The sequence below is a fragment of the Nonomuraea longicatena genome, assembly GCF_039525605.1.
Taxonomy (GTDB): Bacteria; Actinomycetota; Actinomycetes; order Streptosporangiales; family Streptosporangiaceae; genus Nonomuraea; species Nonomuraea longicatena.
In genome coordinates, this window is the sequence record NZ_BAAAHQ010000010.1 from 135,097 (window position 1) to 146,704 (window position 11,608).

Genomic DNA, 11,608 nt, shown 5'->3' on the forward strand with positions numbered 1-11,608 from the left:
GTGGGGGAACACCATCGTGCGGAGAAGTTAGGACCTAAGTCAAGAGTCGGAAGTTGCAGTCACGGCGACGGAAATGGTTTACGATGACGGAGACCCCCCTGGACCCGGCCGGAAGGCGAGTGAGTGGACACCGAGGCGTTGCCGCGCGGACGCGCACTGCTGGGCACCCGCGTGGCAGGTCTGATCACCGAGCACATCAGGAAAGAGGGCCTGGCCGAAGGCGACGAACTGCCCTCGGAGGCCCGGCTCGCGGAGGAGTACGGCGTCAGCCAGCGCGTCGTCCGCGACGCCTTCCGTGCCCTCAGCCAGCAGGGCGTCATCCGCACTCGCCAGGGCAAGCGCGCGGTCGTCAGCGAACTGCGGCCGGTCGCCGTCCACAGCTACTTCCGCCTGGCGATGGAGGCCGACGGCTCGGCCATAGACGAACTCGTCGAGATGCGCCTGGCGCTTGAGACCAAGGCCGCCGGCCTCGCCGCCACCCGCATCACCGAGCGGGAACTGGAGGCGCTGCGCGGCCTGCTCGCCGAGGCCGACCAGGCCGGCGCCGACCTGCACCGCCGGGTCGAGCTCGACCTGGCCTTCCACCTCGGCATCGTCAAGGCCGCCCGCAACCGCTTCTTCACCGCCGTGCTGGAGGCGCTGTCCGACGTGCTCGCCACCGAGCGCGAGAAGGGCAAGGAGCTCACCGAGTTCCTCGGCGAGACCCACGCGGAGAGCGACGCCGAGCACCAGGCGCTGCTGCTCGGCCTCGGCACCCGCGACGCCGCGCTGGCCGAGCAGCAGATGCGCACCCACCTCGAACGCGTGCAGCGCACCTTCAGAGGCGACGACCTCGCCTAGCTACCCCCAGATCGGCGCCTGCCCGGCCCGCCGGTACAACCGGTCGAAGGCGTCGGTGCCGTCGTCCTCCCACACCTCCAGCCGGGCACCGCGCGGCTGGACGGGCAGGTTCCCCACGTACCTGCACTCCTCGAACAACTGGGCGATCCCGGCATACCTTCGCACCCTGCCGTCGCCGAGGTGGAAGTCCAGCAGCTTGCGCGACGGCTGCGGGGTGAAGCCGTCGGGCACCCGCCAGCGCTCCAGCGCGTCCTCGTCCACGCTCACGCCGAGCCCCGGCCCCTCCGGCACCCGGGCGTACCCGCCCCTGATCTCGATCGGTGTCGTGATCAGGTCGTCGGCGTAGACGTTCAGGCAGGTCACGGCGGGCCAGCGGGCGTGCGTGAGCACCGCGCCCAGGTGCAGTGTCCACGCCGTCGTGAGGCCGGGGCCGACGATCTGCAGGAACAGGTCCTTGTTGAAGGCGGCGGCCTGCAGCCCCTGCGCGATCGTGCCCGCCGCGCCCGCGTTGCACGAGACGAACCCGTCGATCGCGTCCTCGCGCATCCACATCGGGAACAGCGCTTGGTTGTAGTGCTCGGCCACCGGGCGGCGCACCCGTGAGCGCACCGCCTTCTGCCCGGCCACGTCCGACTGCAGCACGGGGGACTCGTACATCCCCACCCGCGCGTGGCCGTCCAGCTCCAGCAGCACCTCCAGCGCCTCGCCCGGTGTGCGCAGCATGCCGTTCCAGTCGAGGTCGAGCACGTAGTTCTCAGGGGTGACCGCCGACAGCGCGGCCACCTGCTCGTGGACGTCGAACCAGGGCCTGGCCTTGATCTTGTGCGCCAGGTAGCCCTCGGCCAGCGCGTCCTTCGCCTCCTCCGCCAGGACCTGCGGCGGCATCTTCGTGCTCCACCAGGCCAGCGGGCACCACTGGCGTACCATCGGGCGGCCGAGCAGCCGGTGCACGGGCACGCCCAGCGCCCGGCCCGTGACGTCGTACAACGCCATCTGCAGGCCGGCGCCGAGCGAGTCGTCGGCCATCAGGTCGGCCGGATGGCGGCCGATCGCCCGCGCGGCGGCCGCGTCCGTGTCGCGCGCCCACGTGTAGTGCGGCAGGCTCTCGCCGTAGCCGACGAGCCCCGGGGAGTTCGTGCGCACCCGCACCACCTCGACCACCCCGAACTCGGCGACCAGGATCTCGTTCCAGGGCCGCGAGCGTTCCCTGAACGGCACGTTCAGGGTGATCCGCTCGACGGCCGTGACCCGCAGGCTCATGAGGCTCCCTTGTCGACCCGCAGCAGCGTGATGTCGTCGAAGTCCACCGCGATGTCGCCCGCGCTGTCCACCAGCAGGATCAGCTCGACCTTGCCGACGGGCTTGCCGCGCGCCGACGCCGGGATCTCGCAGTCCAGCCGCAGCGGCGTCCACGTGCCCGTCGGGCGCAGGTAGATGACCGGGGAGCGCACCGAACTGTTCGGGATCGGCACCCCGGCCGTGTCGATCAGGTCCAGGGCGAGCTGTACCGACGCGGCCGTGCCCGAGGGCGCCCGGTAGGCGGCCTCCAGCCGGGCCAGCCCCGGCCCCGCCTCGACGATCTGGCAGGGGCCGCCCCAGCCGCGCCCGGTGACCCGCAGCACCGCCTCGCCCGAGGGCCGGGCGACGGCCCGGGTTCCGCTGGAGCGCGGCAGCAGCCGCCACGGCGCCAGTTCGGTGTCGAGCGACGGGTTGGCAACCAGGTTCGCGGCCGGGACGCCGCGCAGGATCAGCGCCGCGTACGGGTGCTGACCGGACAGGCTCGCGGCCCGGTCGGTGACCGGCCCGCCGTTCGGCTCGTACGTCTTGAGGTAGGCGACCAGGCTCCAGTACTCGCTCGGGTTCCAGCCCGTCCACACCAGGTTCGCGTGCGAGAGCGGGTTCATCTGCATGATCAGCACCGGGTCCGAGGCGAACTCCTGGATCAGTTGCCGGCGTCGCTCCGCCAGGTCCAGCCGCCGCTGGAAGGCGGTCACCCCGCTGTCGAGCAGCGTCAGCGCCTCCGCCTGCCCCGCCGGGGCCGTGACCGGGCGCGGGTAGCTCAGCGCCGACGCCTCGTACAGCTCGAAGGCCCTGCGCACCACCGTCGCCCGCGCCTTGCGCGCGGGTGTGTCCGCCCGCGCCAGCGCCGAGTCCACGAGCGTACGGCTGCGCGTCAGATCGGCCTCCACGACCTGGTCGAGATACTGCGGCAGGTTGAAGGTCTGATACGTCGCCCCCGGCAGGAACCACGGCGAGCCGGGCACCCGCTCGGCCCAGAACCGCTCCCACAGGTCGAAGTAGGCGCTCAGGTCGGCGGCGGCCGCCGGGCCCACCGCGCGCTCGTACCACTCGCGCCGCAGCGCCGCCTCGTCGGCGTCGGGGTTCCACTGCAGCTTGGCGAACACCCACGGCTTCGGGCCCTCGCCCCAGTTCGGGTACAGCTCGGCGTAGTGGGCGACCACGCCCTTCGCCTTGGCGTAACGCATCGTCCTGGCGTAGCGGGCGGTGAACAGGCGCGGCAGCAGGTACGGCGCGCCGTACAGGTAGTCGTAGAAGCCGAGCCGCGAGCACACGGCCAGCCACCGGTCGGTCAGCGCGTGCCCCGCCGCCTCGGCGGCCGGGTCGATCCAGGCGTACCTGTCCTGCGTCAGGAACGGCACCACCTTGGGATGCAGCGCGACCGCCGGGGGCGTCTCCAGCTTGCGGTAGGCCAGCAGCCCGAAGTCCTTGTCCGGGTGGGTGAGCAGCACCCGCCGCACGACCTCGTTGACCCAGGCGTAGTAGGCGGGCACCGGGTCGGCCTCGGCGAAGCCCTCGCCGTCGTTGACGCCGAGAGAGAACGAGCGGGCCGAGGGGTTGGCGGCGAAGTGTTCCAGGATGCCGGTGACGGCCGCGTCGATCGTGCCGGGCACGGTGAAGGCCGGCTGCCAGCCGGTCAGCTTGCCGGGCGCCGGCGGGTTGCCGCCGGGGTAGAACTCGGGGTTGCTCTGGCCGTAACGCTCGACGGGGAAGAGCGAGTGCAGGTTGTGGTGGAAGGCGATCGGCTCGGTGGTCGTGCCCTGCATGCGGTTGCGGCGCGCCCACTCCGACTGTAAGGGGTAGCGGTTGTCGCGCAGCGGGCTGAAGGAACGCTGGGCGAAGGCGGGCTGCTCGCGCAGCGTCGTCTCCGGCGCCCGTACGGTGGCGCGGGCGGGCACGTCGTCGCCGTCCGGGCCGGGCATCAGCCAGCGCACGCCCACCTGGCGCTCCAGGAACTCCCGGACGCCGTTGGCGGTCCCCGCCGCGCTCGGCCCGACCACGCTGAGCCCGCCCGGGTGCGCCTTGATGACGTACCCGTCCGGGTCGAGGCCCGCGAGCAGCCCCGGCAGCGCCGGGTCGGCGGCGGCCGAGCCCACGGAGAGGGTGGACAGGCCCGGCGTGGCCGTGGTCGGCAGTCGTACCCCGCTGGCCCGCTCGATGTAGGCGACCAGCTCCGCGGCGGCCTCCTCGGAGCCGGGCGCGGCGACGACGGCGGCCAGCGCCCGCCCGGACTCGACGATCGCCAGGCCCTGACGCGGCCTGGGCTTGGTCATCGGCCCGAGGGCGGCGAGGCCCGCGAGACCGAACAGCTGTCGGCGTTTCATGATCACTTCCCGTATCCGGCGGCGATGCCCTCGATCAGACGGCTGCTCATCCACAGGTAGAGCAGCAGCAGGGGGATGACGACGATGCAGATCCCGGCGAACAGCACCGACCAGCGGGCTCCGGTGTACTGCATGGTCTGGATGAAGTTGAGCAGGGTGAGCGAGATCGTCTTCTTCTCCTGCAGGAACGACAGGGCGAAGAACGTCTCGCCCCAGTCGCCGATCGCCTGCAGGATGAACAGCGCCAGCAGCCCCGACCGCGTCAGCGGCAGCATGATGCGCAGATAGGTCCGGTACGGCCCGGACCCGTCGATGGCCGCCGCCTCCTCCAGCTCGGCGGGCAGCGAGGAGAAGAACGCGGTCAGGAAGAACACGGCGAACGGCAGGTTCGTCGCGACGTACACGATCAGCAGGCCGCCGACCGTGTCGATCAGCCCGAGCCGGTCGAGCCCGAGGTAGATGGGGATCATGATGGCCGGGCCCGGGATCCCGAGCCCCACCGCGAAGAACACGGTGACCGGCCCCGACAGCCGCCACCGGAAGCGCGACAGCACGTACGCGGCGGGCGCGGCCAGCAGGATCGTGCCCAGCCCGCTGCCGGTCACCAGCGTCAGCGAGGTCAGCACCCCGTCGCCGAAGGCGGCGGACGTCCACGCCTCGGTGTAGTTGCCCCACTGGGGGGAGGCGGGCAGCTCCCACGGGTCCTGGACCACCTCGCGGGTGGTCTTCAGCGACGACAGCGCCATCCAGCCGACCACGAACAGGTCGAACAGGGCCAGCGACCACGCCAGCGGCATGAGGAGAAATCTCATCGCGGACTACCGTCTTTCAGTAGGTGGCCTGCTCGCGGCGGCCCATGACCCGCCTGACCAGCACGGTCAGCACGACCGTGAGCACCATGGTCAGTACGGCGGAGGCGGAGGCGAGGCCGTACTTCGGCACGCCGTCCGAGGGGAAGGCGCCCGCGTAGGCGTACACGGAGAAGGTCCACAGGCCGGTCGGCGGCAGCGAACCGGTCGCCCCGGCGAAGACCAGCACGAACTCGAAGGTCTTCAGCGCGCCGATCGCCCACAGCACCGCGCAGACGCCGATCACGTCCCACATCAGCGGCAGCGTGATGTGCCGGAACCGCCGCCACGACGAGGCGCCGTCCAGTTCGGCCGCCTCGTAGTAGTAGCGGGGGATGCGGTCGGCCGCCGCCATGAAGATCACCGTGTACGTCCCGGCCGCCAGCCACGTCATCCCGGCCATCACCGTGGTGAACATGTTCTCCGGCGCCAGCCACAGCGGCGGTCGCGCCACCCCGAGCGCCTTCAGCACCGCGTTGACCAGCCCGTCCGGGTCGAGCATGAAGCCCCACAGGATCGCGATCACCAGGCCGGGCACCAGGCTCGGGAAGAAGACCACCGCCCGCACGAACTTCCGGCCGACCATGTCCTGCAGCAGCATCGTGAGCACGAACGCGATGACGAACACCGCGCCGCCCACCAGCACCAGGATCTTCGCGGTGTTGACGAAGGAGGTGCCGAAGACCGGGTCGGCCACCATCTCGCGGTAGTTCGCCAGCCCCGCCCACTCCATCGGGCCGACGCCCGCCCACTCGTTGAAGCTGATCCAGACCGTGGCCGCGCTCGGCACGATCATCACCAGCGTGTACACCGCCAGCGCGGGCAGCAGGAACGGCCCGATCATCCGGCGCCGCGCCGCCTCGAACGGGCTGGCCCGCCCCGTCATCCCTTGGACTTCCAGTACGCGGCCGCCTGCTCGGCCATCTCCGTCGTGAAGTCGGCCGCGCCGATCGTGCCGAACAGCAGCCGGTCGCTCAGCGGCAGCAGCACCTTGGCGTTGAAGTCGCTCACGTCCGTCCGGTCGGCCTTGTTGATCTCGCCGCTGTCCAGTGCCTTCTTCAGGTCGGCGACCTGCGGCGCGGCGGGCACGTCCGTGCGCACCGACATCTCCAGCGCCACGCTCGCCACCTTGTCCTGGTACTTCTTCTTCAGGAAGAAGGCGAGGAACCGCTTGGCCGCCCCGGTGTTCCTCGCCTTGGCGGGGATGCCGAACCCGGTGGTGGTCACGTTCATCGTGGGCGCCTTGCCCTCCACTGAGGGGAAACGGAAGGCGCGGAACTCGAAGCCCTCCTTCGCGTACGGCGCGACCTCCTTGGGCAGGTAGGTCCCCTGGTAGAGGAACGCGGAGTCGCCGCCCGCCCACTTCTGCTGCATCGCGGGGAACTTCGCGGCGTTGAACCCGTCGGGGAAGTAGCCGCCCTTGGCCAGCTTCTCGACCAGCTGCGCCGCCTTCAGCACCTCCGGCCTGCGCCAGCCCGCGCCGGTGCGGTCCGGCGCGAGCGCGTGCCAGCCCTCGTCGCCCATCAGCGCCCGTGCGAAGTGTTCCAGGTAGCGGGCGTTGTAGTTGGGGATGCTGCCGTCCTGCCCGAGCGGCCGGCCGCCCGCCGCCTTGCGGGCCTCCAGCACCTTCACGAAGTCGTCCCACGTCCTCGGCGGCGCCGCGACCAACTCGGGCAGGTCCTTGCCGTTGAAGAACCAGCCGTACGTCGAGACCTGGTACGGCAGTTGCGCGAGCACGCCGTCGGCCGAGGTCGCCATGCCCCGGTAGGCGTCGCCGACGGTCTGACCGACCGTCGCCCGCTCGCCCGGCACCTCGGCCGCGTACACCTCTGACAGGTCGAGCGCGGCCTTCGTGGCGGCGAACTGGCGGGTCAGCTCCCTGTTGTTGCCCTCGATCAGGTCGGCGGGCACGTTGTCGGTGTTCAGGCTCGGCAGGAACGACTTCATCGCCGACCTGCCCTTCCACGACACGCGGACCTTGACGCCGCTGTCCTTCTCGAAGTCGGCGGCGGCCTCCGCCAGCACCTTCTGGTTCGGCTCGCCTTCCGACCACGTGCTCCAGATCCGCAGCTCCTGCTCCGCGCCCTGCCCGCCGCCGGAGCCGCAGGCCGCGCCGGCCAGGCACAGGGCGAGCAGGCCCGCCGGGATTCGTGTGTTCATCTTTCCGCCTCTTGCTCCGGGGGGTGTGGTTCTCGCGGGTCAGGCGGGTTTCACCGGGCCGCCGACACGGGCGGACTCGTAGACGGCCAGCACGAGCGCCAGCGCCGCCCGGCCGTCGGCCGCCGTGACCTGCGGGGGGCGGCCCTGCCGTACGGCTTCGACGAAGTCGGCCAGCTGGGCGCGGTGCGCCTCCGGGCCCAGGCGGGGCTCGGGGTGCTCGGGGGTGCGGTTCTGCCTGGCGGCGTGGAAGCTCGACAGCACCTCGTTGTCCACGACCGCGTGGCCCTGCTCGCCGTGCACCGAGAGGCGGACCGAGGCGCCGCCGTAGGCGGCGGTGCTGGCGAACAGGCGGCCGAGGGCTCCGCTCGCGAACCGGATGGCGGCGACGGCGGTGTCCTCGACCTCGATCCGCTCGTGCGCGAGCAGTCCCGCGTACGCGCTGACCTCCTCGGCGGGGCCGAGCAGCGACAGCATCAGGTCGACCACGTGGACGCCCTGGTTCATGAGGGCGCCGCCGCCGTCCATGGCCCAGGTGCCGCGCCAGCCGCCGGAGTCGTAGTAGGACTGCTCGCGCCACAGGGTCACCTCGGCCGCGCCCGAGGTGAGGCGGCCGAACTCGCCGGCGTCGATCGCGGCCTTCACAGTGCGGAAGGACGGCTCGAAGCGGCGCTGGCTGATCACCGTCGCGTACCTGCCCGACGCGCGTTCCGCCGCGAGGATCCGGTCGGCTGCCGCGAGGCTCACGTCGATCGGCTTCTCGATGACGACGTGCTTGCCCGCCTCCAGCGCCGGTACGGCCGCCTCGGCGTGCAGGCCGCTCGGCAGGCTGATCACGACCGCGTCCACGTCGTCCCTGGCGTACAGTTCGGCGGCCGAGCCGAGTGCCGCGCAGCCGTGCCGGGCCGCCAGTTCCCCGGCGCGGGCCGGGTCGGCGTCGGCGACGGCGACGAGTTCCGCCACGCCGGGCATGTCCGCTATGAGCCGGGCGTGCAGCGCTCCGACGACGCCGCTTCCCAGGATTCCGAATCGCACCTGACCACCTCCAGGTCAACACTTATGACCTAGGACTCTAGATCTGATCCGGAAAATAGGTCAATATGCCGTTATCTGGGAAAATTTGTGGGTTAGGAGTGGATCATGAGGATTGCGATCGTCGGGCCGGACAACACGCACGCCGACCACGCCGTGCGGCACTTCAACGCCGAACAGGCCCTCGGAGACGCCCGCGTGACGGCCCTGTGCGGCGGCGACGCCGAGCGCGCCGAGCGGCTCGGGATCGCCTGGACGGCCGCGCGGCCCGAGGAACTGATCGGGCACATCGACGCCGCGATCGTCATGGACAGGGACGGCGCGCTGCACAGGCGGCACGCCGAGCCGCTGCTCAAGGCCGGGATCCCGGTACTCGTGGACAAACCGCTGGCCACCACCGTGGCCGACGCGGAGGCGATCCTCGCCGCCGCCTCCGCCGGAGGGGCCGCCGTGACCTCGTTCAGCGCGCTGCGGTGGACGGTCGACGGCCTGCGTCCCCGGCTGGCCGGACTGGGGGAGCCGAGGGCGGTGACGGCGACCGGGCCCGTCCAGCGGACCAGCCCGTACGGCGGCGTCGGCTTCTACGGCATCCACCCCGTGGAGATGGCGCTGCACCTGCTGCCCGTGCCCTCGGCGGAGCCCGTGGTGTCCGTGCTGCCGGGAGCGGTGCTCGTCACCCTGACGGCAGGGGACGCGCACGCCGTCGTCAACCTCGTCGAGCGCGACGCCGCGACCGCCGTCCCCTTCCACCTGGCCGTCGTGGGGACCTCCGGGGTGTTCGCCGAGGTCGTCACCCCCGCCAAGGACTACACGCTGCCCGCGCTGCGGCACTTCGCCGAGATGGTGCGCACCGGCGTCCCGCCGCTCGGCGAGGAGGAGTTGCTCGCGCCGGTGCGGGTGCTGGAAGCCGTCACACGTGCCGTCGGATGAAGGCGTCGACGGCCGCCTGCGCGAGGCCGCTGTCCGGGGTGCCCACCCGGTAGAAGAACCCGTGCTCGGCGCCGGGCAGCAGCAGCACGTCCGCCTCGGGCAGGCGGGCCGCCAGATCCCTGACGTGCCGGTGCGGGAAGAAGCGCTCCTTGCCGACCACGACGAACAGGAACGGCGGGACGGGCGCCTCGGTGATCCACGTCTCCGGCGACGCGGCGGCGTATCCCGTCGGCGGACCGCCGTCGCCGCCCTGCCGCCCTGCCGCGGTGTCGTCCGCCCCGGTCGCGCCCGCGAGATGGTCGACCGCCGCGCGGATCTCCGGATCCATCCCGGGCCACGGCACCAGAGTCCCCGGCCCGTTGAGGCTCACGCACCCGGCGGGCCGCCCGCTTTCGGGGTGGGCAGGTGTGCTGCCGGGGTCGAGCCACGGGTCGGGGCCGGTCAGGGTGAGCAGCGTGGCGAGGTGGGCGCCCGCCGAACTGCCGATCAGAAAGACCGGCAGCCCGCCGTGGCCGCGCGCCGCCAGATGCCCGGTGAACAGGCGGAATCCGCACGCGACGTCGGCCATCATCTCGTTCAGCCGCCCGCCGACCCGATATCCCAGCGACGCGCTCACCACTCCGCGCCCGGCCGCCGCGCGCATCTGCCCGTGCCACTGGGCGGGCTCGCCCGCACGCCACCCGCCGCCGTGCACGAAGCACACCGCGTACGGCGCGCGGGCATCCTCGGGATGCAGCAGGTGGAACAGACGCCGGGGTGTGCCGTCATAGGGCACGATGGTGATGTCCATGAGTTAGATCCTAGGTCCTAGGTTGGAGAGTGTGGAGATGCACAAGGTCCGGATCGCCCAGGCCCAGGCAAGCTTCCGCGACGTCGTCCTCGACCACCCGCTGCGGCTGGCGGGCGCGAGCGTGGACCGGTTCACCCTGGCCGTGGTCCAGGTGCGAGCGGAAGGCCCCGGCGGACCGGTGGCGGGGACGGGGGCGAGCGTTCTGTCCGTCCCGTGGTCATGGCCCCGCTCGGACCTGTCGTGGCAGGCCAGGGACGCCGTGCTGCGCGACCTCGCCGCCACGCTCTGCGCCTCGGCCGCCACCCGTCCGCCCGGCGACCCTTTCGCGCTGTTCGACCACCTCGCCACGGTGGCGGGGGGAGCGGCTCCCGAGGTCCCCGCCCTGGCGAGATCACTGGCGCTCGGAGCCGTGGACAACGCCGTCCACGACGCCTGGTCCCGCGCCGCGGACCTCCCGGCCGCTCTCGTGAACGCGGACCTCCTGAACGCGGACCTGGGCGCGACGGCGGATAGGGGCGCGCGCTCGGCCGGTCCGGAGGGGGCGGGCGGCCGGTACGCGCGGGCGCGGGGCCGGGGCGCGCGGCCGGTCGGTCAGCACGCGGCGCGGGGCCGGTACGCGCGGGCGCGCGCCACTCCGGACGGCGGGGCGACGCTTGAGGTGCAGCACGTGGCCGGAGTCGGCGACCCGCTGGACGAACTGCGCGAATGGCTGGTCCGCGACGGGATCCGCCACGTCAAGGTGAAGCTCTCCGGCCGCGACCCCCGCGAGGACGCCGCCAGGGTCGTGGAGGTGCACAGGGTGCTGCGCGCGAGCGTACCCGGGCGGATCTCGCTGTCCCTCGACCCGAACGAGGGCTACGCGACCCCGGCCGACGCCACCCGCATGATCGAGCACCTGGCGGCCGCCGAGGCGTTCGCCGACGTCGGGTACATGGAGCAACCGGTCCCGCGTGACTCCGCGCCGGACCCGGGGGCGATGCGCGAGCTGTGCGCGCTGCTGCCGGTCCTCGCCGACGAGGGCCTGGCGGGCGTCGGCGACCTCGACCGGCTGGCCGCCGAAGGGTGGGCCGGGCTGGTGGTCAAGGCGGCGCGCGGGCAGAGCCTGGCACTGCGAAGCTGGGAGTACGCGGTCACCCGCGGCATGTTCGTGGTGGTGCAGGATCTGACGGCGGTGGATCTGGCGCTCGCCCACTCGGCCCGGCTGGCGGCGACGCTGCCGTTGTCGTGGCGGGCGTTCGAGTGCAACAGCAGGCAGTACGCGCCGCACGCGAACGCCGCGCTGCCCTTCATGGACGTCACGGACGGCCTCATCACCCTTGGCCCGCCCACTCCTGGCATCGTCTAGCGCGCATCAATTAGGACCTAGGTCTTTCCTTGTCTGGACGATG

At 72.2% G+C, this 11,608-nt stretch carries 10 protein-coding genes; 3 read left to right on the forward strand and 7 right to left on the reverse strand.

Annotation, left to right across the window (positions count from 1 at the left end):
* Window positions 1-123: 123 nt before the first annotated feature.
* Complete coding sequence (locus ABD120_RS12385) at window positions 124-840, forward strand: FadR/GntR family transcriptional regulator (RefSeq protein ID WP_343949946.1); 717 nt, start codon at window positions 124-126, stop codon at window positions 838-840.
* Here the strand turns inward: ABD120_RS12385 and ABD120_RS12390 are convergent, their stop codons facing one another.
* Genes ABD120_RS12390 through ABD120_RS12415 form a run of 6 tightly spaced genes read right to left on the reverse strand, consistent with a single transcriptional unit; the run spans window position 841 to window position 8,503 of the window.
* Window positions 841-2,100 carry a mandelate racemase/muconate lactonizing enzyme family protein gene (locus ABD120_RS12390; RefSeq protein WP_343949947.1) on the reverse strand — a complete coding sequence of 420 codons (1,260 nt, stop codon included), beginning with the start codon at window positions 2,098-2,100 and terminating at the stop codon, window positions 841-843.
* Window positions 2,097-4,463: a DUF4838 domain-containing protein gene (locus ABD120_RS12395; protein WP_343949948.1), complete on the reverse strand. Its 2,367-nt coding sequence runs from the start codon at window positions 4,461-4,463 to the stop codon at window positions 2,097-2,099. The genes ABD120_RS12390 and ABD120_RS12395 overlap by 4 nt, the downstream gene beginning before the upstream one ends.
* A 2-nt stretch (window positions 4,464-4,465) precedes the next feature.
* Entirely contained in the window at window positions 4,466-5,275 is an 810-nt protein-coding gene (locus ABD120_RS12400; protein WP_343949949.1) for a carbohydrate ABC transporter permease, read from the reverse strand.
* Between the two features lie 16 nt (window positions 5,276-5,291).
* The gene (locus tag ABD120_RS12405; protein ID WP_343949950.1) at window positions 5,292-6,197 is read right to left on the reverse strand and encodes a carbohydrate ABC transporter permease; all 906 of its coding nucleotides are present in this window, start codon (window positions 6,195-6,197) and stop codon (window positions 5,292-5,294) included.
* Window positions 6,194-7,471 carry an ABC transporter substrate-binding protein gene (locus ABD120_RS12410; RefSeq protein ID WP_343949951.1) on the reverse strand — a complete coding sequence of 426 codons (1,278 nt, stop codon included), beginning with the start codon at window positions 7,469-7,471 and terminating at the stop codon, window positions 6,194-6,196. Before ABD120_RS12410 ends, ABD120_RS12405 begins: the two co-directional genes overlap by 4 nt.
* Before the next feature lie 39 nt (window positions 7,472-7,510).
* On the reverse strand, window positions 7,511-8,503 hold the full coding sequence (locus ABD120_RS12415; RefSeq protein ID WP_343949952.1) for a Gfo/Idh/MocA family protein: 993 nt from the start codon (window positions 8,501-8,503) through the stop codon (window positions 7,511-7,513).
* A 105-nt stretch (window positions 8,504-8,608) separates the two neighbouring features.
* On the opposite strand from ABD120_RS12415, the gene ABD120_RS12420 reads away from it, so the two are divergent.
* The gene (locus tag ABD120_RS12420) at window positions 8,609-9,430 is read left to right on the forward strand and encodes a Gfo/Idh/MocA family oxidoreductase (protein WP_343949953.1); all 822 of its coding nucleotides are present in this window, start codon (window positions 8,609-8,611) and stop codon (window positions 9,428-9,430) included.
* On the opposite strand, the gene ABD120_RS12425 is transcribed toward ABD120_RS12420, so the two are convergent.
* Window positions 9,411-10,220, reverse strand: coding sequence for an alpha/beta hydrolase (locus ABD120_RS12425; RefSeq protein WP_343949954.1), 810 nt, complete (start codon window positions 10,218-10,220; stop codon window positions 9,411-9,413). The genes ABD120_RS12420 and ABD120_RS12425 overlap by 20 nt on opposite strands.
* 37 nt (window positions 10,221-10,257) lie before the next feature.
* Between ABD120_RS12425 and ABD120_RS12430 the strand changes: the two genes are divergently transcribed.
* Complete coding sequence (locus ABD120_RS12430; RefSeq protein ID WP_343950004.1) at window positions 10,258-11,565, forward strand: enolase C-terminal domain-like protein; 1,308 nt, start codon at window positions 10,258-10,260, stop codon at window positions 11,563-11,565.
* The last annotated feature ends 43 nt before the right edge of the window (window positions 11,566-11,608 follow it).